Below are 21,884 nucleotides of genomic sequence, written 5' to 3' on the forward strand. Positions count from 1 at the left end.
TGACAATGACCCGGTGCCCGAGCTGCCCCGCAAGGCGATCACGCGCGGCGTGAAGATGGCCGCGCTGCCTGCGGCGTTCGCAGGCCGCACCGCGATCGGCTTCGGCAAGCGGGTCGGGGGCAAGCCGGCCGAGATCGTCACCGCCGAGATCCAGCAGCGCACCGCCGAGCAGATGTTCCGCGTCCTCGGCGAGCTCAAGGGCGGGGCGATGAAGGTCGGCCAGGCGATGAGCGTGTTCGAGGCCGCCCTGCCGGAGGAGATGGCCGGGCCGTACCGCGCCACCCTGACCCGGCTGCAGGACGCCGCGCCCCCGCTGCCCGCGTCCAGCGTGCACAAGATCTTGCGCGCCGAGCTCGGCCACAACTGGCGGCAGCGGTTCGCCGAGTTCGACGACGTGCCCGCGGCGGCCGCGTCGATCGGCCAGGTCCACCGCGCGGTGTGGCACGACGGGCGCGAGGTCGCCGTCAAGGTGCAGTACCCCGGCGCCGACGAGGCGTTGATGGCCGACCTCAACCAGATGTCGCGGATGGGCCGCCTGTTCGCCTCCTGGGTGCCCGGCATGGACCTCAAGCCGCTGCTGGAGGAGCTCAAGGCCCGCATCGCGGAGGAGCTGGACTACCTGCAGGAGGCCGAGTCCCAGCGCACGTTCGCGGCCGCGTACGAGGGTGACGAGGAGTTCGCCATCCCGCACGTGCTCTCGGCCGCCCCGCACGTGCTGGTCACCGAGTGGCTGGACGGTACGCCGCTGTCCGCCGTCATCGCCGCGGGGACGCGCGAGGAGCGCAACCGCGCCGGCCTGCTGTACGAGCGGTTCCTGCTGTCGGGGCCCGGGCGAGCGGGCCTGCTGCACGCCGACCCGCACCCGGGCAACTACCGGATCACCCCGGACGGACGACTGGGCGTGCTCGACTTCGGCGCCGTGGCGCACCTGCCCGAGGGGCTGCCCACGGCGATGGGGCGCCTGCTCAGCATCGCCCTGGAGGGTGGCGCCGACCACGTGCTCGAGGGGCTGCGGGAGGAGGGCTTCGTCAAGCCGCACATCCACATCGACCCGCAGCAGCTGCTGGACTACCTCGAACCGTTCGTGGAGCCCGCCCGGCACAAGGAGTTCCACTACACCCGCGACTGGATGCGCGGGCTGTTCGCGCGCATCAATGACCCGCGCAACCCCGACTACACCGTCGGGTTCAAGCTCAACCTGCCGCCGTCGTACGCGCTGATCCACCGCGTGTGGATGGGCAGCATCGGCGTCCTGTGCCAGCTCGACGCGATCGTGCCGATGCGTGCCGAACTGGAGCGCTGGGTGCCGGAGTTCAGCACCTCCTGACCCTCCTGGCGAGATCCGCTGGCGACCCGACCCGACCCACGTGCCACATGACCCGGTCCGTGTCGCCCGTTGGAGCCGCGACACGCCGCACGACCCGGGCACACGATCCGCTATGCGGATCGTGTGCCCGACACGAGGGGTCACCAGTCGGGGGAGTCCAGCTTGGCCTCGATCGAGCGGAGATTGTCGCGGGCACAGGCGGGGCAGTAGCGGCGGACCGCGTCGCCCTCCACCGACACCGTCCACGTCATCGCCGCCAGCGGGTCGGCGTCCTCGTTCACCGTCGTCCCGCACCAGGAGCAGGTCAGCACGCTCACGGCGCCACCCCCAGGTAGAGGAAGCCGGGACCCTCGTCGACCCACGGCAGGCCCAGCGGGTCCAGCGCGGCGGCCAGCGCCGGGCGCCAGTCGCCCCGGCAGTCCTCGCGAGCCGACTCGAACCCGTGGTCCGCGGTCAGCAGCACCAGCGTGTCGTCCAGCAGGCCGACCCGCTGCAGGTGGTCCAGCAGCAGCCCCAGCCGCGCATCCGCATCGCGCAGCCCGGCCTCGGCGACCGCGGAGTACGGGCCCCCGGCGTGATGCGCGGCGTCGGTGACGTACGACGACCACCAGGTGAGCAGCGGCGCGTCGTCCGGCGATGCCATCAGACCCGTGACCTGCGCCAGGCCCAGCAGGTCGATCGCCGAATAGAAGCGGTAGTCCGCGTGCTCGGCGGCGAAGGCCGCGGACACCGTGGCGTCGGCCATCGGGTCGGGCAGCATCGCCTCGATCGTCTCGCGGAACCCGCGCGACTCGTGCGACCCGGGCTCCCCCGGGCGGGCGCTGGAGGACGCGATCCCGGCCCGGACCAGGGCCATCGTGGACACGCTCGCGCCACGCTCGGTCATCTCGTTGACGCTCGCCGTGCGCGATCCGGGGACGCCCTCCGCGACGAGCTCGAACACCGTGCGCACCGGGTCCCGGTAGAACTGCTCCGACCGGTGCCACGTCGCCGGGTCGTTGGGGACGGACCGGGCCCCGCCCAGGACGCGGTCGCGGTAGGAGTTGCCCACCACGCCGTGCCGGCCCGGGCCGACGCCGGTGAGCGCGCTGGTGTGGTTGACCAGGGTGAGCGAGGGGAACTCCGCGACCGCGCCGCCGTCGAGGGCGCAGCCGCGGGCGAGCAGCCGGGCGACGTTCGGCAGCGCCCCGTCGTGCGCCAGCTCCAGCAGCGCACCGGACGGCGCACCGTCCCACAGCAGGCCGAGCACGTGCCGGGCACCGCGCTCGACCAGGTCGTCGCGCACCGTCCCGTCGAGGTCGGCGAGCGCGCCGCGGCCCACGCCGGCGACCCAGGCCAGCGTCGGGGCCACGTCGACGAGCCGGGCGTGCCCGGGGAGGTGCCCGTCCTCGCGCACGCCGGGTCCGCTGAGAAGGAACGGCGCCCGGGACTGCAGCACGTCCAGCGAACCGTGCTCGCCTCGGTGGCCGCCCAGCTCGGGGAAGTAGTGCGCCGGCGTGTGGCCGATGACCACGTCGGGTGCGCGCGGGTCGCGGAACAGCGACGACAGCCGCTGCCACGCCAGTGGGTACGCGTTCTCGTCGTGGTCCGGAGTCGGGTGCTGGCGAGCCTCACCCAGCCCCGCCCACTGGCGTATGTCGTTGCGCGCCAATGGGTTTCGTCCGGCCACGACGGTCCCGTCCGGGTGCTCCGCGGTCAGCCGCACCTCGCCGCCGCGGTCTGCCACGTGTACGGCGGTGACGCGGCGGGGTGAGCTGCCGTCGGCGTACGCGGGACCGTCCGCGGGCTCGTCGTACGTGGCCCACGCGACCAGGTCGACGACGTGGGCCAGGTCGCTACCCGTCAATGCCGCCACGGCCGCCGTCCGCGCCCGGGCGATCGGGTCAGGCGGGACGACGGCCGTGGTCATGGACCCAGCATGCCGGGTCCGGGGTTCGACACCCGGGACTACCGGGCGTCGACGGCGACGCGGACCGCGGCATAGGCGGCGGCCTCGGTCGCCAGTCGGGCCCGTCGCTGGGCCGCCGCCTGGCGGCGGGCGGCGCGACGGACGGCCAGCAGGACGGTGGCACGGCGCTGGCGCCGGGCCTCCTCGACCCGCGTCGCATGCTGCGCGCGGGCCAGTTCGTGGTGCATCAACATGGCGGATCGGCTCCTGGGAGTCAGGGTGGTCTCGGTGTCGGTGACGTGCGCCGGGTCGGTCGGGACGGCGGACGTCGTCGGTCCCCCGCGGGGGATGTCGGTGCTCACGCGGCGACCTCGGGGTCCGGGGTCAGCGCGCGGGCCAGGTCGAGGGTCACGTCGAGCTCGGCCAGCGCCTGCTCCAGGTCGGACAGCCGGGCCTCGAGCTCACGCAGCGCTGCCTCCTCCACGGCCGCGGCGTCCTTGCGGGGACGGCCGCGGGGCCGCTTGCGGGGCACCACCGCGCCGGACTCGAAGACCTCGCCGCCCCACACGCCCCACGGCTCGCGCCGCTCCAGCGCACCGGCCAGGCAGGCCAGCCGCAGCGGGCAGCCGCGGCACAGCGCCTGGGCCCGCTCCACGTCGGGGACGCGGTCGGAGAACCAGAGTTCGGGGTCGTGGGACCGGCACGGGGTGTCGACGGCCGCGGGGCCGGGTCCGTACCCGGGGTGGGCCAGGTCGAGGACGCTCATCGCGGTCACCTCCTGTCAGCTCGGATCGGTCGGATCGGAATCGGGGGACTGGGGTGCGACCCGGTGCTGTCCAGGGGTGGCGGACAACACGAAGGCCGCGGATCCCGGGTGGGGTCCGCGGCCTGGAGGGCGCCGGTCAGGTGGGGCTAGACCGGTGGCTCCGGGAACGGACCCGGGAGGGTGCGGGTGACGGTGAGCGTCGACGTGGTGCGGGAGGGATTGCCGGTGCGGTCGGCGAAGGGCATACCGCTGCCCTGCTTCGGGGCGAGGGACGCCGTGATGCCCAGGTGACGCGCCCGATCGGCCACGGCGACACCGCAGCCGACGGCGTACGCCGTCACGCGCTGCGTGCTCTCCATCGTGGCCTCCGGGGCGGAGTGGGTGCGGTCAGGACCTTGGTCCCTCGGACGTGCGCGACCGTACGCCGTCACCCCCGGGTGGCGCAACGTTCTTTTCGCGTGAGTCCCGCAACACCGCAGATCCGGGTGTCGGAGCGCACCCACGGAGGCCGTCCACGACGCCCGGCGCCGGGATCCGGGCACCCTCAGGCGACGCCTTCGTCGGGGTCGACCGGCTCCGGCGGGTCCTCGTCGCGCACCAGGGCGAGCAGGCAGGCGCCGTAGCGGGCCAGCTTGGCGGGGCCGAGGCCGCTGATGCCCCCGAGCGCGGTCTCGTCCGACGGCGACTGCTCGGCGACCGCGGTGAGCGTCGCGTCGGTGAAGACGACGTAGGCCGGCACGCCGCGGCGACGCGCCTCGGCCCGCCGCCAGTCCCGCATCCGCTCCAGCAGCGCCTCGTCCAGCGTCGAGGGGCAGCCGTGGCAGCGGCCCAGCGTCCGCTCCGGCGCGGTCACCAGCGCCTTGCCGCAGACCCGGCACCGGGCCGGGCCGCGCCGCTGCCGCTCGCCGCGCGCGCCCCGAGCGCCGCGCCGGACGCCTCCGCGCGACCCGCCCGTGGTCGTCCTCGCCGCCGGACCGAGCAGGTCGTCGAGGAACCGGCTGCGCGAGCGCGTGCCCCGCCCGCCGGGCTGTCGCGACCGCGCCCAGGACAGGGCCAGGTGCTCGCGGGCGCGAGTCATCCCGACGTAGAGCAGGCGGCGCTCCTCCTCCACCCGCTCGGGGGTGTCGGCGTGCACGATCGGCAGCGTCCCGTCGACCAGGCCGACCAGGAACACCGCATCCCACTCCAGCCCCTTGGCCGCGTGCAGGGACGCCAACGTCACCCCGTCGGCCACCGGCGCGTGCTGCAGCTCGGCCCGGCGCTCCAGCTCGGCGACCAGGTCCGCGAGCCCGCGCACGGTCCCGGCGGCCGCCAGGTCCTCGGCGAGAGTGACCAGCGCCGACAGGGACTCCCACCGCTCCCGGGTGGCGCCGGAGCCCCTCGGCGCGGTCGGGGTCCACCCCATCGCGGAGAGCACCGCGCGGACCTGGTCGGGCAGAGCCCCCGCAGCGCTGGCGTCGGCGGGGTCCGCTCCACCGGAGCCGCCGTCGGCCCCGGCGTCGGTCACGGCGTCGGTCGTGGCTGCGCGGGCGGCGCCACGCATCCGGGTCACCGCCTCGCGCACCTCGGGCCGCTCGAAGAACCGCTCCCCGCCGCGCAGCACGACGGGGATGCCGAGCTCGGCCAGCGCCTCCTCGTACGCCTCCGACTGGGCGTTGACCCGGTAGAGCACCGCGATCTCCCGCGGTGGCACCCCGGCGTCGACGAGCGCGCGGATCCGGCGGGCGACGTCGGCGGCCTCGGCCGGCTCGTCGTCGTGGTCGGTGACGGTGGGCTCCGGTCCGGTCGGACGCTGGGCGACCAGCTCCAGCCGCAGCCGCGCCGCGTCGCCCCGGGCCGTGGCCAGCAGCCGGTTGGCCCAGGACACCACCTGCGGGGTGGACCGGTAGCTGCGGACCAGGCGAACCTCGGTGGCGGCCGGGTGCGCGCGGGAGAAGTCGAGCAGGTAGCGCGGCGTGGCGCCCGTGAACGTGTAGATCGTCTGCGAGGCGTCCCCGACCACGCACAGGTCGTCGCGCTCGCCGAGCCACAGCTCCAGCAGCCGCTGCTGGAGCGGCGATACGTCCTGGTACTCGTCCACGGTGAACCAGCGGTAGGCGGCGCGTACCTCGTCGGCGATGTCGGGTCGGGACTCCAGCAGCCCGACCATGAGCAGCAGGACGTCCTCGAAGTCGTGCAGGTCGCGCGCGGACTTGGCGTCCTCGTACGCGGCGTAGACGCGGGCGACCTCGGCGGCGGCCACGTCGCCGGGCGGCTCGCGGCCGGCCTGCGCCGCGCGCGCGACGTAGTCGTCGGGGGCGGTCATGGTCACCTTGGCCCACTCCACCTCCGCCGCGAGGTCGCGCACCGTGGCGGGGTCGGTGGGCAGCCGGCAGCGCGAGGCGGCCTCGGCGACCACGCGGGCCTTGCTGGGCATCAGGTCCGGGACGGTGCCGCCGACGGCGCGCGGCCAGAAGTAGCGCAGCTGCCGCAGCGCGGCCGCGTGGAACGTGCGGGCCTGGACCCCGGCCACGCCGAGCTGGCGCAGCCGATCGCGCATCTCCCCTGCCGCGCGGGCGGTGAACGTGACCGCCAGGGTGCGGCGCGGGTCATGGGCGCCGGTGCGGGCGGCGTAGGCGATCCGGTGCGTCACCGCCCGGGTCTTGCCCGTCCCGGCACCGGCGAGGACGACGACCGGGCCGTGCACCGCGGTGGCGACCGCGCGCTGCTCCGGGTCGAGACCGTCGAGGACGGACTCGGCGTCCTCGGGTCCGGCGCGGTCGGGTACGGGCACCCGGCGATGCTCGCACGCCGGTCCGACCGCAGGCCGTCGGGTCGTGACGTGGTGGACGGCGGCATCGGAGGCGGAGGCGGTGTGGACGGTGGCGCGCCCCTCACGGCGACGCGCGTGCGCAAGGTCACCCCCGGGGTGTCCCGCGGGGCGGGGTCGTCGGCGCGCGCAGGTGCCCGGGTGGCGCTACCGTCGGAAGCTCGTTCCGGCGGGCACCGGCCCCGCACCCCGCGAGGAGGACCTGGTGTCGCTGACCATGTACACGACCGTCTGGTGCGGGTACTGCCTGCGCCTGAAGCGGCAGCTGGAGCGCGACGGCATCGCCTTCACCGAGGTGGACATCGAGCTCCACCCGGAGGCGGCCTCGTTCGTGGAGAGCGTGAACGGCGGGAACCAGACGGTCCCCACGGTCGTGTTCCCCGACGGCAGCGTGGCGACGAACCCGTCCCTGGCCCAGGTCCGCGACCGGCTGCAGGCCTCCGCCTAGCCCACGCCCTCCCGGGCCTCCCGGGCCACCCCGCCTTGCGGGACACCGCGCCGCCCCTCGGCGAGGGTCTCACAGCCGGCCGGCCACCACCGTCCAGACCGCGGGGTCCAGCCCCATCCCGAGGTGGGTGGAGCGGACCTCGACGTGCTCGACGTCGGCCGAGGTGCGGTCCAGGCAGGCCGGCCAGTCCACGACCCGGTCGCGCCGGGTGAAGATCGCCGTGATGGGGACGGTGATCGGGTCGGTGCGGTCCAGCTCGCGCAGCAGGGCGTCGATCCGGGCGCACTCCGCCGGGCCGTATGCGGACGCACCCAGGGTGTAGGAGGGGCCGCCGACGACCGGCGTGCCGTAGGTGATGACCCGGCGGACGGCGTGCGGGACCTGGCGGGCGGCCTCGCGGGCGACGACCCCGCCCAGGCTCCAACCGACCAGGGCGACCGGACGTCCGGTCTCGTCCGCCACGCGCTCCACCTGGGCGGCCAGCACGGGCGCGTCTCGCTCGGGGTCGCCGGTGTTGGTGCCCAGGCCCCATCCCCGGGCGTCGTGCCCGAGCGCGCGCAGGTAGCCGCGCAGCGGGGCCATGGAGGCCTCCGGCGCCTTCCACCCCGGTACGTCCACCACCGCCGCGCCGTCGCCACGCGGCTGCCGGACCAGCCGGGGCAGCGCGGCGAGCAGGCGTGGCGGCAGCAGCAGGGTGCGCCACTCGTCCGCGAGCCCCGCGGCGGACGACGGGGCAACCGGCTCTCGGGCCGGCGGTGGTGCGGCGTGGTGCACCGCGGACGACAGGAATGACACCGTCATGAAATGTACTATGACACCGTCATGCCACGACCGCAAGCCACCTCCCGGGACCAGGTCCTCGCCGTCGCGGAGGACCTGCTCGCACGGGAGGGACCCTCGGCGGTCACCGTGCGGCGGATCGCCGAGGCGCTGGGCGTCTCGCGGCAGATCGTCTACAGCCGCTTCGCCGACAAGGCCGACCTGGTCCGCGCGCTGCACGCGGAGGGGTTCGCCCGCCTGCACGCGCGCGCGGCCGGCGCGCCGGGCGAGCCGGGCACCGACGCGCACGTACGGGCGGTGGGCCGGGCCTACCGGGAGGCTGCGCACGCGGACCCCGCGCTGTTCGAGCTGATGTTCGGCCGACCGGTCCCGGAGTTCGCCCCCGACGACGAGGCCCGCGCGGTGGCCGTCGCGGCGTTCGCCCCGGTGGTCGAGGCGGCTCGGGCCTGGCTGGCCCGGCGGGGACTCCCGTCCGACGACCGCGCCAGTGTCCGGCTGGCCCGCCGGTTCTGGGCGGTCACCCACGGCGTGGTGTCGCTGGAACTGTCGGGCCTGCTGGGGACGGACGCAGGCGCGATGCTGGACCGGCTCCTCGGCGCCGTGCTGGCCGACGCCGCCACCACCGACCCGGGTCCCTCCTTCACCGCGACCGAATGAGTCCGGGCGTCGCTATCGGCCCGGATTAGGGCCGATAAGCGACGCCCGGACTCATTCCGTCGAAGGGGGTCGGGGTGGGTGACCCCGGGGCAGGAGGGAGCGGAGCAGGCGAGGTGTCAGCGCTTGCGGCCGAGGGGCCGGGACCAGGCCCCCGGCAGCGGGCCGCCGTACCAGCGCTCCACCAGGCGGCGGGCGATCGACACCGCGGGCGGCAGCCGTACCTCCCCCGACTCGCACGCCTCGACCAGCCCGGCGCGGGTGAACCAGCGCGCCTCGACGATCTCCTCGCCGTCCACCTGTACCGACGGGTCCACCGCCCACGCGTGGTAGCCGAGCATGAGCGAGGAGGGGAACGGCCACGGCTGGCTGCCGAGATACGCGACCGCGCCGACGACGACCCCGGCCTCCTCCGCCACCTCCCGGCGCACCGCCTGCTCGGCGGACTCCCCCGGCTCCACGAACCCGGCCAGGGTGGAGAACCAGCCCTCCGGCCAGCGCGCCTGGCGACCGAGCAGGGCCCGGTCGTCCGGGTCGCGCACCAGCACGATCACCGCCGGGTCGGTGCGCGGGTAGTGCTCCGAGCCGTCTTCGGGACAGCGGCGCACCCAGCCGGCCTGCGCCAGGACCGTCTCGGTGCCGCAGATCGGGCAGCGCCGGTGCCGGTCGTGCCAGTTGTCCAGCGCGACCGCGGCGGTCAGCAGCCCGACGTCGCGCTCGTCGAGGTCGGCGCCCACGTCCCGCAGGGACGCCCAGGCCGCCCCGGGCGGTGCCAGCATCGCCCCCTCCGGCCGGGCCACGAAGTAGTGCACGCCGTCGTGGTCGCGACCCAGGAAGGTGTGCTCCACGCTGGCCCGACGCGGTACCCGGCCGGGGTCGACCAGGACCAGCCGGACGCCCGAGCCGTCGTCCACCACCGGGGCGTTGCCGTCATCGACCAGCAGGACCCGCGTCGCGGGGTCCGCCCAGGCGGCGTCCAGTGCCGCCTCGTCGGCGCGCAGGTCGGCCGCGCGGTCGAGGCTGCCCCGGGCCAGCGCGAGGTCGGTGAGCAGCGACAGGTCGACGTCGTCGGGTGGCCCTCCCACGCGGCGCAGCCTAGGCCTGGCCGCGGTACCGCCGTGCGAGGATGACCCCGCCCATGAACCAGTTCATCCGCCAGCTCACCGGCGTCCGCTTCGTCGCGGCCGCGTGGGTGCTGCTGTACCACCTGCAGGTCCCGCTGGACCGCATCGGCGTCCTGGTCATCCCGGGCCTGGAGGACGTGCTGCGGGTGGGCCGCCTGGGCGTCGACCTGTTCTTCGCGCTGTCCGGGTTCATCCTCACCCACACCTACCTGACGAAGCTCGGCCCGAAGCTGACCGGCGCCGGCGCGGTGAACTTCTGGTGGCTGCGGCTGGCCCGCATCTACCCGGTGCACTTCGTCATGCTGAACGTGGCCGGGCTCGCGGTGGTGGCCCAGGCGAAGGTGACCGGGTCCGAGCTGGACCGCGACTGGCTCAACCCCTGGGACTACGTCAAGAACCTGTTCCTGGTGCAGGAGTGGGGCCCCAACCCGCAGCGCGGCTGGAACTTCGTGGCCTGGTCGCTGTCGATGGAGTGGCTGGCCTACCTGCTGTTCCCGCTGCTCGTCCTGCTGCTGTGGCGCTTCCACCACCGGCTGGCCACCGGCTGGCTGGTGCTGGCGTGGGCGGTCGCGATGGCACCGCTGCTGGCGTACGCGACCTCGACGTCGGACCCGTACTACACGGACAACTGGGGCTCGACGATCCGGATCCTCACCGAGTTCACCGCCGGTGCGATCACCTACCTGATCGTGATGCGGTTCGTCCCCGACGGGGCGACGGACCCACGGCCCCGGGTGGAGCGGCTGTCGACGACGCTGTCGGTGCTCATGCCCGCGCTCGTCGTCATCGGGGCCATCGTGATGGCGCGAGTGCCCGCGTGGCAGCCGCCGCTGGCCAACCCCTCGCCCGACGCCGAGGCGCTGCCGCCGTACCACCACCTGATGCTGGTGCCGCTGCTCGTCATCTGGATCGGCGTGCTCGCGCTGTCGCGGCGCGGGCTGGCCCGCGGGCTCGCCACCCGCTCCCTGGTTCTGGGCGGCTTCATCTCGTACTCGCTCTACATGACGCACCTGGTCTGGTTCGGGCTGTGGCGGGCCGGGATGAACGCGGTCGGGATCGACGGCGGCCTGCTGTACGCCGCGTCCGTACTGCTGCTCATCGCCGGCTCCCTGGTGATCGCCTGGCTGATGTGGCGACTGGTGGAGGAGCCGGCCCGCGAGTGGATGCGCGGACTGGTGGGCGTGCGGCGCAAGCCCACCGAGGAGGCCGGCGAGGCCGAGGTCGAGGCGGCCGAGGACGCCGGCGACGCGTCGCCCCGGCAGTGGGCCGAGCCGGTGGCGGTGCCGTCGGACGGAGCGGAGACGGGCGGCGCCCAGACCGACGGCGCCCAGACCGACGGCGCCCGGTCGGGCGGCGCCCGGGCGGACGGCGCCCGGCCGGAAGGCCCCGGTTCGGACGCCGGGCCCGCGGACGCCACGGCACCGATCCCGCGGGTTCGTCCCGGCGGGGACGAGCCTTCGGCGTCGGGACCGCCCCGTGGGCCGCTGGCCCGGTCCGGCGAGGACGACCCGGGTCCGCGTCCGGGCACCCGGAACTACTGACCCGCCGCGCCAGACCCGCGCCCTCGGCCCCCGGAGCCGGGGCCGGCTCCGGACAGGATCGCCTCCAGTTCCGCCCGGCCCGGCAGGGAACCGGGACGGACGACGCGACCGGTCCGCACGTACAGGAACGCCGCGTCCACGCGTTCGGGGTCGACGCCCTGCAGCTCGGCCCAGGCCAGCCGGTAGAGGGCCAGCTGCAGCGGATCGGCCTTGCCGTCGCGGCCGGTCTTCCAGTCCACGACCTCCCAGCGGGCGAGGTCGTCGAACAGCACCTCCTCCCCGAAGACGGCGTCGATGCGGCCGCGGACGACCCGGCCGCCGAGGACGAGCGCGAACGGGGCCTCCACCGCGACGGGGGTGCGAGCGGCGTAGTCGGTGCCGAGGAATGCCTCCCGCATGGCGTCGAGGTCGGCGTCGGAGTCGATCCCGGAGTCGGCGGCACCGGGCAGGTCGTCCGGGTCCAGCAGCGGCTGCTGCCCGAACCGCGACTCCACCCAGGCGTGGAAGCGGGTGCCGCGGCGGGCCGACGGCGACGGTGGTCGCGGCATCGGCCGGACCAGGGCGCGGGCGAAGGAGTCGGGGTCGTCGTGCAGCGCCATCAGCTGGGTCGCGGACAGCGAGTCCGGCAGGGCCACCACGCGTTCGGCGGCCTCGGCGCGGTGGCGCTCCGCCAGCAGCAGCCTCAGATCGCGGTCCCAGGCCGCGACCAGGTCCCGGTCGCCGGGGCCGAGCGCGCTGCCGTCCGGGTCGGTGCCGCCGGGGTCGGTGCCGCCGGGGTCGGTGCCGCCGAGGTCGGTGCCGCCGGGGTCGGTGCCGCCGGGGTCGGTGCCGCCGGGGTCGGTGCCGCCGGGGTCGGTGCCGCCGGGGTCGGTGGGGTCCGCGTCCGGTACGGCCGGCACGGCGGCGCGGACGGCGTCGGCGACCGCGCGCAGCCGTGCGCGCGCCTCGAGGTCGACCGGGGCGGGCCACGCGACCTCGCGGGTCGCGGCCTCGCGGGCCGGGTTGACGGCACCGTCCGGCGGCGGGTCCGCCCAGTGGTCCACGGTCCCCGCCCCCGCCTCGCAGGCGTCCCGGACCGCGCTCAGGTAGGCGCTGGGGCCCCGCCGGGTCGACTGGTGCGGCCCCCACCACGACCCGCTGGCGACGAGGAGGGACTCCGCGCGGGTGAGGGCGACGTACGCCAGCCGCGTCTCGTCCAGCAGCTCCTGCTCCCGACTGGCCTGCTTGAACGCCGTCAGTGCCTTCGCCGTCGGGCCCTCCGGCCCGGGGTAGCCGGCCAGGTCCGGCGGGACGGCCTCGTCGCGGATCCGCAGCGGCACCGTCACCGGGGAGGTCGGCCAGCGCGGTGCGGACTTGGCCGACGGGAACACCGTCTCGGACAGGAACGGCAGCACCACCACCGGGAACTCCAGGCCCTTGGCCTTGTGCACCGTCATCAGCGCGACCGCGTCGCGCGGCGAGCCGACCGCGACCTCCGGCATCGCGTCGTAGCGCTCGGCGTCGCGCAGCCAGGCCAGGAACGCTCCGAGCGTGGCCTCCCCCTCGACCCCGCGGAACGCCGAGGCCAGGTCCACGAAGGCCGCGAGCGTGGTCCGGCGCCGCCGGGCGACCGCGGCCGGCGACGCAGCGATCTCGACGTCGAGCCCCGTCACGGCGAGCACCCGGTGGACCAGGTCCGCGAGCGGTTCGCCGACGACGGCCCGCAGCGACCGCAACTCGGCCGCCAGCGCGGTCAGCCGCTCCCGCGCCTGCGGGGAGTAGTGCCACGTCGCGGGTGACCCGAGGTCCTCCAGCGCGTCCGACAGGGACACGATCTCCGCGGGGTCCACTCCGGCGACCGCGTCCTCCAGCGCCTCCCCGAGGCTGGGCCGCGGCTCGTCCGGGTCGCGCCGTCGCCGTCCGCCGGCGAGGTCCGCCGCACGCTGGCCCAGCACGGCCAGGTCGCGCGCGCCGATCGCCCACCGCGGCCCGGTGAGCAGCCGCAGGAGTGCGGCGTTGGCCGTGGGGTCATGCAGCACCTCGAGCACGCTGCGCAGGTCCACGACCTCGGGGCGCTCGAGCAGTCCCGCGACCCCGGACACCTCGACGGGGACGCCGCGCTGCTCCAGCGCCTCCTGCAGCGCCGGGAAGTCGACCGACGCACGGCACAGCACGGCGACGTCGCGCCAGGACCCGCGGGCCCGACCGGCCTCGGCGACCCGGTCCGCGACCCACGCGACCTCGTCGGTGAAGGTGTCGAGCAGCGCGCAGCGCAGCGCGCCGCCGCCCTTACCGGTGGCGCCCGGGGTCAGCGGGCGGACGCCGGGATGCACCTCGCGCAGCGGCGCGGACACGTCGTTGGCCAGATCGAGGATCCGGGGTCCGGAGCGCCGGTTCTGCGACAGCGGGTAGCGCGGCGCCGGGCGCACGTCACCCTCCGGCTCCACGATCGGGAAGTGGTCGGGGAAGGCGTCGATGTTGAACACGCTGGCGCCGCGCCAGCCGTAGATCGCCTGGCAGGGGTCGCCGACCGCCGTGACGGGGTGCCCGGCACCGAACAGCGCCTGCAGCAGCCGGCGCTGGGCGGTCGAGGTGTCCTGGTACTCGTCGAGCAGCACCACCCGGAAGTCCTCGCGCAGCATCGCCCCGACCTCCGGTCGGGTCTCCGCCAGTTGCCGGGACAACCGGACCTGGTCGGCGAAGTCGACCAGGTCGCCGTCGGCCTTCAGCGCGCGGAACTCCTCGACCAGCACGGACAGGTCGATCCGCCGCCGCGAGGTGCGGGCCAGCTCGAGCGCGGCCTTCTGCGGCGCGGGGAGCGCCGCCACCTCGGCCAGCAGCCGCTCGTCGTGGGCCCGCAGGTCGGCCGGCTCGACCGCGTGCTCCGCGAGGGCGTCGTCCAGGGCGAGGACGTCGGCCACCACGAACGCGGGCCCGGTGTCCAGGGCGGCGACGGGATGGCGGGTACGGCAGACCGCCCGGTAGGCGACCTGGTAGCGGGCCGCGTCCGCGAGCAGCCGGGCCCCGGGCTCCACCCCGATCCGCAGGCCGTGCTCGGCGAGCAGCCGGGAGGCGAAGGCGTGGTAGGTCGACACCACCGGCTCGCCCGGCTCGTCCGGGTCCAGCCCGTCGCCGAGCTCCACCCCGGCCCGCCGCAGCGAGCTGCGGACCCCGGCCAGCAGCGCGGCCGCGGCCTTGTTGGTGAACGTCAGGCCGAGCACCTGGTCGGGCCGCAGCTGGCCCGAGGCCACCAGCCACACCACCCGGGCGGCCATCACGGTGGTCTTGCCCGACCCGGCGCCGGCGACGACGACACCGGGCGCGAGCGGCGCGGTGGCGGCCGCCACCTGCTCGTCGGTGAGCGGGATGCCGACCAGGTCGCGCAGGTCCTCCGGGCGGACGTCGGGTCCGTTCGACCCGGGCGCCGACCCCGGGGAGCGCGGGCCAGGTGCGGAGACGGGGGCGGTCACGGAGTCACCGCCGTCCCCTGCGGCCCGGTGGGGCAGACCCGCCGGAACTCGCAGCGGTCGCACTGCGGACCGGGAAGCGCGGCGAAGTCCTCGGCCAGGACCAGGACCGCGGCGCGGCCCAGGGCCTCCTCCACCCAGTCGGCGCCCTCGGCCGCGTCGTCCAGGGCCGGCTGGCTCTGCACCTTCGGGGTGCTGGACCCGGCGCCCGCGTCGAGGCGCAGCTGGACCAGCGACGCACCCGACGTCGGCTCCGGCCCGGCGCCCAGCGCGCCGTGCCGGACGGCGACCTGGTAGACGCCGAGCTGGACGTGGTCGCGGACCTCCCCGGCGGTCGGCGCCCGACGACCGGTCTTGAGGTCGTCGACGTGCACCCGGCCGGAACCGTCGCGGCTGACCCGGTCCATCGACCCCCGGATCCGCACCTCGACGTCGTCGTCCGCGTCCGCCTCGGGACGCGGCACGGACAGCGCCACGTCGAAGTCCACCTCGGTACCGACCAGGGTGCGGTCGTCGGCGGCGGACCAGGCGAGCAGCCGGGCGAGCGCCGCTCGTGCCTCGACCCGCTCGGCCTCGGCGTGCCAGCGGGCCTCGAACGACAGCCGCGGCCACAGCGGGTCCAGCAGCTCGTCCAGGGCGTCGAGGTCGGCCGCCACCTCGCCGCGGGCGATCCGGTCGGCCAGCACGTGCAGGACGGAGCCGAAGCCGAGCGCCGTGGACCGCGACGACTCGGCCCGCACCTCCCGGGACAGGAACCACTGCAGCGGGCAGCGCTGCACCCGCTCCAGGGCGGAGCCGGACAGCTTGACGGGCTGGTCCGGCGGCCGCACCGGCACCGCACCGGGGGTCATCTCCGCCAGCCCCCACCACGACGCCGGGTCGGCCGCCATGACACGGGGGCGCCCGTCGGGTCCCGGCGCGGCGAGGCGGGCCAGCCGCTGCACGGCCGCCTCCCGCAGCGCCGCGGGACGGTCCGGGTCCGTCGCCGTCGCACGCAGCTCGGCCACCAGCCCGGCCAGGGTCAGCGGGCGGGCCGGCCGTCCGGTCACCCGCCGCACGACGACCCCGTCGGCCGCGGGCAGCGTCCCGGCACCCTCGACCATCGGCAGGTCGTGACCGAGCAGGTCGGCGACGAACCGCGACGGCTGCTCGCCGTCGTCACCGGGCTCCTGCACCGCGGTCACCACCAGCCGCTCGCGGGCCCGGGTGCAGGCGACGTAGAACAGCCGCCGCTCCTCCCCCAGCAGCTCGGCCCGCCGGGGCGGGGGGACCAGACCGTCCCGTCCGATCCGGTCGGCCTGCAGGAACGACCCGCGGCGGCGCAGGTCGGGCCACCCGTCCTCCTGCACCCCGGCGACGACGACCAGGCGCCACTCCAGCCCCTTGGCGCGGTGCGCGGTGAGCAGGCGTACGGCCTCGCCGCGGACGACGGCCTCGGCGAGCGGACCGGCCGGGATCTGCTGGCTGGCCAGCTCGGCGAGCAGCGCGGTGGCTCCCTTCACCCCGGCCCGCTCCTGAGCACGCTCGACGGCGTCCATCAGCGCGCACACCGCGTCGAGGTCCCGGTCGGCCCGCCGGCCCGCCGGCCCTCCGCGCAGGGCGGCCTCCTCCAGCCGCTGCCCCCAGCCGGTCCCGGACCACAGCACCCACAGCGCGTCGTGCGGGGAACCGCCGTCCTCCAGTACGGCCCGGGCGCGGTGGAGCAGGTCGGCCAGCCGCCGCACCGACGCGACCGACTCCCGGTCGGGACCGGCGTCCAGCGTGGCGAGGTCGCGGGGGTCGTCCAGCGCCTCCCGGACCAGCACGGCCGACGGTCGCGGCCCGGCGCCGAGCGGCCCGGTGACCGCGAGCACCTCGCGCTCGGCCCGCCGCAGCAGCCGGCCCAGCCGGCGCAGGTCGGTGGGGTCGAGACCGCCGAGCGGAGACAGCAGGAGCTCCTCGGCCACGTCGACCGTCAGCCGCGAGCGGTCCGCCGCCACCGAGAGGGCGGCCAGCAGGGGCGCCACCGCCGGCTCCTCGTGCAGCGGGATCTCGTCGCCGGCCACCTCGACCGGGATGCCCGCGGAGGTAAGGGCTCGGCGCAGCCCGGGGATCTGACGCACGCCCGAGCGGACCAGCACCGCCATCTGGGACCACGGGACGGCAGCATCACCGGCCTCCCCCAGGTGGGCGCGGCGCAGCAGGTCCGCGATCCAGGCCGCCTCGCTACCCGCGTCGTCGGTGAGCAGCACCTGCACCGACCCGGGGCCGGTGCCGTGCGCGTCGCTGGCCGGCGCCCGGTGCCGGCGTACGGTCGCGAGGTCCAGGCCGGCGGGGACGCGGTCGCCGAGCACGCGGGACGCCGCCGCTCGCAGCACCGGCCCGAAGCGACGGGTCCGGTCCAGCACCTCGACCGGGGCCGGCTCACCACCGACCGCGAACTGGGAGCGGAACCGCAGCAGCCCGCCGACGTCCGCTCCGCGGAAGGCGTAGATGGCCTGGTCGGGGTCACCGACCACGACCAGCGCGGCGTCGGGTCCGGCCAGGGCACGCAGCAGGGCCACCTGCGCGGGGTCGGTGTCCTGGTACTCGTCGACGTAGATCGCCCGGTAGGTCCGGCGCAGCTCGTCCCGGACGTGCGGCGTGGACGCCAGCAGCAGCGCGCGGTGGACCAGCTCGGTGTAGTCGGTGACCCCCTCGGCGTCGAGGACGTCGAGGTACTCCCCGGCGAACTCCCCCACCGCGGCCCACGCCGGGTTGCCCTGCTCGCGGCCGAAGCGGGCCAGCTCGTCGGGGTCGAACCCCAGCCCGCGCCCGCGGGCCAGCACCGCGCGCACCTCGGCCGCGAGCCCGCGGGTGCCCAGCGCCGCGCCGAGCTCGGCCGGCCAGGCGACCCGGCCGGACTCCACGGAGCCGACCAGCAGCTCGCGCAGCCGCTGCTCCTGCTCCGCCCCGGACAGCAGCCGCAGCGGCGAGGCGAACGCCTCCGGGTCGCTCCACTGCCGGACCAGGCCGTAGCAGTACGAGTGGAAGGTGGCGATGGTCGGCACCGCGCCGCCACCGACGCGCGCCAGGACGCGGTCCCGCAGCTCGGCGGCCGCGCGGCGCCCGAACGTCAGCCCGAGCACCTGCTCCGGACGCAGCGGCTGCGGGCCGGACAGTCGGGCGACGATGGACTCGACCAGGGTCGTGGTCTTGCCGGTGCCGGGGCCGGCGAGCACGAGCAGCGGACCGTGGCGGTGGGCGACGACACGGCGCTGGGCTGCGTCGAGGTCGGGCGCCTCGGCCGGGGGGCGCGGGGTGCGGTCGAGGACGAGCACCGGGGCACCCGACGGCGGCGACCCGGCCCGCGGGCGAGCGTGGGCCGCGGCACTGTCCCCCGTGCGGCGCACCTGGCGTCCCTCCCGTGCTCGTGGCGTGGTTGCTGACCCGATCCCACCACGGCGGTCCGACAGCCCGGTCGCACCACCGTGCCACTCGCGGGTGGCGGTCTCAGTCGGGGCCGGCCCGCCGCCCCGGCGGGGACCACCGGGCCGACGCCAGATCGACCCGGTCCCCCCGGAAGGCGATCCCCTCGCCGCGCAGCAGCCGCCCGGCCTCGACCTCGTGGCCGGCCGCCGGACGCCCGTCCGCCCGCACGACGCGGTGCCACGGCACCCCGCCGCCGTAGCGGGACATGACGGTCCCGACCGCCCGCGGTCCGCTGCCGACCGCCGCGGCGACGTCCCCGTACGTCATCACACGGCCGGCGGGAATGGTCGCCACCAGGTCCAGGACCCGCTCGGCCAGCTCGGTCGGCAGGCCCGGGGGCGGCGACGGCACGCCGCATCCTCCCACCGCCGCTGCCCCTGACCCGGCGGCACGTCTGCGACGATCGTCCGGTGACCGAGCAGCGGGCCGAGGCCGGGCGGGCAGCAGCCGGCCCGCGCGACGGCGCATCCGCCGACTCGGTCGGGCCGGGCGCGGCGACCCCGGAGGCGGCGGCCGACCTCGCCGACTCCGGCACCGAGCCCACGCGGGTGCTTCGCCGCGACGACGAGACCCCACGCACGGTGACCTACCCCCACCCGCCGACCGCAGCGCCACCGGACGACGCCGACTCCCCCGGGAGCGCGACGCCTCCCGGCGGCGCGACCCCTCCCGACGGCGCGACGCCGCGCACGCCGGACCAGGACCGGGACCGGTCGGTCGACCCGGACCGGGGCGACGCCTCGGAGCGGCTCACGTCCGACCTGCACACCGTCGTGATCGAGGACGGGGTGATCCCCCGGCGGCTGCGGCGGCCGATCGACCTGGCCCGGCTGTTCCTCGCCCTCGTCCTGATGATCGCCGTGGTGCTGCTGGCCTACTTCGCCACCAGCACGACCGAGGGGATCAGCGAGGACATCACCGAGGGCGCCGCCCTGCTCCCCGACCTGGTCGTGCTGGGCCTCAACATCGTCGGCGGCATCGGCCTGCTCGGCCTGCCCATCGCCGTCGCCATCAACCTGCTCGTCCGCCGTCGTGGCCGTCAGCTCTTCGACGCCCTGGTGGCGCTGCTGCTGTCCGCGATCGCGCTCACCGCGACGGTCGTGCTGCTGCAGCGCTACGCCGACGACCGGCTGCTCGTCGCCCTCGCCGGCAGCACCAGCACCGACAGCGTGGCCGTCACCCCGATCCTCGGCGGCTTGATCTCGTTCGTCACCGTCGCCCGGCTGATGAGCCGGCGCCGGTGGAACGTCGCCGCCTTCGTCATCATCGGCTCGCTCATCGTGGTCACGGTGCTGACCGGCGGCATCACCCTCGCCGGCGTCGCCCTGTCCGCCCTCGCCGGCTGGGCGATCGGCCTGCTCGTCCGCTACGTCCTGGGCACCCCGACCACCCGCCCGTCGGGCGTCCAGGTGGCCGACGCGATGGCGCGCGGCGGATACCCGCTCACCGTCCTGCGCGCCTCCCAGAGCACGCTGGTCGGCAGGCGGTACGTCGCCACCACCCGGGTCGGAGCGACCCTCGAGGTGGTCGTACTGGACCGCGACCTGGAGGGTGCCGGGCTGGCGTCGTCGGCCTGGCGCGCGCTGCGCCTGCGCGACGACACCGGCAACGGCGCGTTCAACATGCGCCGCACCTTGGAGCACTCGGCGCTGATGGCGTACGCCGCCCAGCAGGCCGGCGCTCCCGTACCCCGGCTCCTGGTCGCCAGCGAGGTGGGTCCCGACTCGTCGCTGCTGGCCTACGAGCGCGTGCAGGGCACCCGTTTCGCCACCCTCGGCGACGACCTCACCGACGAGGACCTGGAGGGCGCCTGGCGCGCGCTGCGCACCCTGCACGAGCACCAGCTGGCCCACCGCGCGCTCAACGCCGACCACCTGCTGCGGGACCCCGAGGGCCAGATCTGGTTGCTGGGCACCGCCTCCGGGACGATCGCCGCCGGCGACGTGACCCAGCGCATCGACATCGCCGAGCTGCTGTGCACCCTCGCCCTGCTGACGTCGTCCGAGCGGGCCATCGGCAGCGGGCGCCGGGTCCTGGGCGTGTCCGGGCTGTCCCGCGCGCTGCCGGTGCTGCAGCCGGTCGCGCTGTCGACGGAGACCCGGCGGGCGATGCGCAAGCGCAAGGACCTCATGGTCGAGCTTCGCGACGGTCTGGTCGAGATCCGCCCCGACGCCGACACCGAGCAGATCCGGATCGAGCGGATCCGGCCGCGCACCGTCGTCATGGTCGTGCTGGGGTCGGTGGCCGCCTACCTGCTGCTGTCCCAGCTCGGCCAGGTGGACCTCGTCGGTCTGGTCCGCAACGCGTCGTGGGAGTGGATGGTCGTCGCGCTGCTGGCGTCGCTGGTCACGTACGTGGGGGCCGCCTGGTCGCTGTCCGGGTTCGTGCCGGAGCGGCTGTCGCTGTGGAAGACGATGCTGGCCCAGGTGGCCGGCGACTTCGCGACCCTGGTGTCGCCGCCGACCCTGGGCGCGATCGCCATCAACCTGCGCTTCCTGCAGAAGTCCGGTCTGCACCCCGCGCTCGCCGCCGCCAGCGTCGGGGTCAGCCAGGTCTTCGCGTTCGTCACGCACATCCTGCTGCTGCTCGGCGTCGGCGTGGCGGCGGGGACGCAGGCGGACTTCTCGTTCGACCCGCCGCCGGCGGCGGTGATCGCCGTCGTCGCCGTGCTGGTGATCCTCGCGGCGATGTTCCTCATCCCCGCCGTCCGACGGGCCTTCACCAAGCGGGTCGCACCGCTGCTCAAGGAGGTCGTGCCGCGGCTGGTCACGGTCGCGCAGCGACCGCTGAAGCTGGTCGAGGGCGTCGGCGGGATCCTGCTGCTCAACGCGGCGTACGTGGTCGTCCTCGTCGCCTGCGTCAAGGCGTTCGGAGGCGAACTGGGCATCGCGGCGATCGCGTTCGTCTACCTCGCCGGCGCGACGATCGGGCAGGCCGCACCGACCCCCGGTGGTCTGGGCGCCGTCGAGGCCGCCCTGGCCGCCGGTCTGACCGCCGCCGGGCTGGACTCCGGCATCGCGGTCTCCGCCGTGCTGCTGTTCCGGCTGTTCACGTTCTGGCTGCCGACGCTGCCCGGGTACGCCGCGTTCAACTACCTGCAGAAGCAGGGGCTGCTGTAGCGCCGGCGCGGTCCCGACGTGCGGTGCCGCGGGACCCCGGGCACGATCAGCCCATGGCGCGCCGCGACTACCCGACCGAGGGGATCACCGTCCACTGGGGCGCCGAGGTCTGTCAGCACTCCGGGATCTGCGCGGCCACCCTTCCGCGGGTCTTCCGACCGCAGGAGAGGCCCTGGATCCGCGCGGACCACGCGGACGCGGACACCCTGGCGCAGGCCATCGACCGCTGCCCGAGCGGCGCGCTGTCGTACACCCGCACCACCTCCGAGGGAGCACACCAGATGACCACCGACGCCGACGCCCCCGAGGCCGCCGCGCCGCAGGTGACGATCACCCCGACCGAGGACGGGCCGTACGAGGTCCGCGGCCCGGTCTCGCTGCTCACCAGCAACGGCCGCCCGCTGCGCGAAGGCGAGAAGCTCTTCCTGTGCCGGTGCGGCCAGTCCGCCAAGAAGCCGTACTGCGACGGCTCGCACAAGCGCGTCGGCTTCCGCAGCACCGTGCGGGCCAAGGGCGAGGACTGACGGTCGCG

At 75.8% G+C, this 21,884-nt stretch carries 17 protein-coding genes; 6 read left to right on the forward strand and 11 right to left on the reverse strand.

Annotated features, from left to right (window positions below; translation table 11 throughout):
- Nucleotides 1-13 precede the first annotated feature (13 nt).
- Nucleotides 14-1,327: an AarF/ABC1/UbiB kinase family protein gene (locus R2737_02360; protein ID MEZ5115087.1), complete on the forward strand. Its 1,314-nt coding sequence runs from the start codon at nucleotides 14-16 to the stop codon at nucleotides 1,325-1,327.
- Between the two features lie 140 nt (nucleotides 1,328-1,467).
- On the opposite strand, the gene R2737_02365 is transcribed toward R2737_02360, so the two are convergent.
- From R2737_02365 to R2737_02390, 6 genes are all read right to left on the reverse strand, one after another.
- Nucleotides 1,468-1,644 carry a hypothetical protein gene (locus R2737_02365; protein MEZ5115088.1) on the reverse strand — a complete coding sequence of 59 codons (177 nt, stop codon included), beginning with the start codon at nucleotides 1,642-1,644 and terminating at the stop codon, nucleotides 1,468-1,470.
- A complete protein-coding gene (locus R2737_02370; GenBank protein ID MEZ5115089.1) occupies nucleotides 1,641-3,236 on the reverse strand; it encodes an alkaline phosphatase family protein in 1,596 nt (531 codons plus the stop codon). Before R2737_02370 ends, R2737_02365 begins: the two co-directional genes overlap by 4 nt.
- 38 nt (nucleotides 3,237-3,274) lie before the next feature.
- Entirely contained in the window at nucleotides 3,275-3,577 is a 303-nt protein-coding gene (locus R2737_02375; GenBank protein ID MEZ5115090.1) for a hypothetical protein, read from the reverse strand.
- Nucleotides 3,574-3,981: a WhiB family transcriptional regulator gene (locus tag R2737_02380; protein MEZ5115091.1), complete on the reverse strand. Its 408-nt coding sequence runs from the start codon at nucleotides 3,979-3,981 to the stop codon at nucleotides 3,574-3,576. Before R2737_02380 ends, R2737_02375 begins: the two co-directional genes overlap by 4 nt.
- Nucleotides 3,982-4,127: 146 nt before the next feature.
- Nucleotides 4,128-4,340: a hypothetical protein gene (locus R2737_02385; protein MEZ5115092.1), complete on the reverse strand. Its 213-nt coding sequence runs from the start codon at nucleotides 4,338-4,340 to the stop codon at nucleotides 4,128-4,130.
- A 185-nt stretch (nucleotides 4,341-4,525) separates the two neighbouring features.
- Entirely contained in the window at nucleotides 4,526-6,754 is a 2,229-nt protein-coding gene (locus R2737_02390) for an ATP-dependent DNA helicase UvrD2 (GenBank protein ID MEZ5115093.1), read from the reverse strand.
- A gap of 241 nt (nucleotides 6,755-6,995) precedes the next feature.
- Between R2737_02390 and R2737_02395 the strand changes: the two genes are divergently transcribed.
- On the forward strand, nucleotides 6,996-7,238 hold the full coding sequence (locus R2737_02395; GenBank protein ID MEZ5115094.1) for a mycoredoxin: 243 nt from the start codon (nucleotides 6,996-6,998) through the stop codon (nucleotides 7,236-7,238).
- A gap of 69 nt (nucleotides 7,239-7,307) precedes the next feature.
- On the opposite strand, the gene R2737_02400 is transcribed toward R2737_02395, so the two are convergent.
- Complete coding sequence (locus R2737_02400; protein ID MEZ5115095.1) at nucleotides 7,308-8,039, reverse strand: alpha/beta fold hydrolase; 732 nt, start codon at nucleotides 8,037-8,039, stop codon at nucleotides 7,308-7,310.
- A 3-nt stretch (nucleotides 8,040-8,042) separates the two neighbouring features.
- Between R2737_02400 and R2737_02405 the strand changes: the two genes are divergently transcribed.
- Nucleotides 8,043-8,675, forward strand: a complete 633-nt coding sequence (locus tag R2737_02405) for a TetR/AcrR family transcriptional regulator (GenBank protein MEZ5115096.1) — start codon at nucleotides 8,043-8,045, stop codon at nucleotides 8,673-8,675.
- A 116-nt stretch (nucleotides 8,676-8,791) separates the two neighbouring features.
- Here the strand turns inward: R2737_02405 and nudC are convergent, their stop codons facing one another.
- Complete coding sequence (gene nudC / locus R2737_02410) at nucleotides 8,792-9,757, reverse strand: NAD(+) diphosphatase (protein ID MEZ5115097.1); 966 nt, start codon at nucleotides 9,755-9,757, stop codon at nucleotides 8,792-8,794.
- A gap of 53 nt (nucleotides 9,758-9,810) precedes the next feature.
- Between nudC and R2737_02415 the strand changes: the two genes are divergently transcribed.
- Nucleotides 9,811-11,337: an acyltransferase family protein gene (locus R2737_02415; GenBank protein MEZ5115098.1), complete on the forward strand. Its 1,527-nt coding sequence runs from the start codon at nucleotides 9,811-9,813 to the stop codon at nucleotides 11,335-11,337.
- Here the strand turns inward: R2737_02415 and R2737_02420 are convergent.
- The 3 genes from R2737_02420 to R2737_02430 form a co-directional block, all read right to left on the reverse strand.
- Nucleotides 11,331-14,786: a UvrD-helicase domain-containing protein gene (locus R2737_02420; GenBank protein ID MEZ5115099.1), complete on the reverse strand. Its 3,456-nt coding sequence runs from the start codon at nucleotides 14,784-14,786 to the stop codon at nucleotides 11,331-11,333. The genes R2737_02415 and R2737_02420 overlap by 7 nt on opposite strands.
- Nucleotides 14,783-18,082 (reverse strand): ATP-dependent DNA helicase, encoded by a 3,300-nt coding sequence (locus R2737_02425; protein ID MEZ5115100.1) that lies wholly within the window; start codon nucleotides 18,080-18,082, stop codon nucleotides 14,783-14,785. Before R2737_02425 ends, R2737_02420 begins: the two co-directional genes overlap by 4 nt.
- Before the next feature lie 172 nt (nucleotides 18,083-18,254).
- On the reverse strand, nucleotides 18,255-18,584 hold the full coding sequence (locus R2737_02430; protein MEZ5115101.1) for an MGMT family protein: 330 nt from the start codon (nucleotides 18,582-18,584) through the stop codon (nucleotides 18,255-18,257).
- A gap of 59 nt (nucleotides 18,585-18,643) precedes the next feature.
- On the opposite strand from R2737_02430, the gene R2737_02435 reads away from it, so the two are divergent.
- Complete coding sequence (locus R2737_02435; GenBank protein MEZ5115102.1) at nucleotides 18,644-21,352, forward strand: flippase-like domain-containing protein; 2,709 nt, start codon at nucleotides 18,644-18,646, stop codon at nucleotides 21,350-21,352.
- 53 nt (nucleotides 21,353-21,405) lie between these two features.
- Nucleotides 21,406-21,876 carry a (4Fe-4S)-binding protein gene (locus R2737_02440; protein MEZ5115103.1) on the forward strand — a complete coding sequence of 157 codons (471 nt, stop codon included), beginning with the start codon at nucleotides 21,406-21,408 and terminating at the stop codon, nucleotides 21,874-21,876.
- The last annotated feature ends 8 nt before the right edge of the window (nucleotides 21,877-21,884 follow it).

It is taken from the genome of Candidatus Nanopelagicales bacterium, assembly GCA_041393815.1.
Taxonomy (GTDB): Bacteria; Actinomycetota; Actinomycetes; order S36-B12; family JAWKJK01; genus JAWKJK01.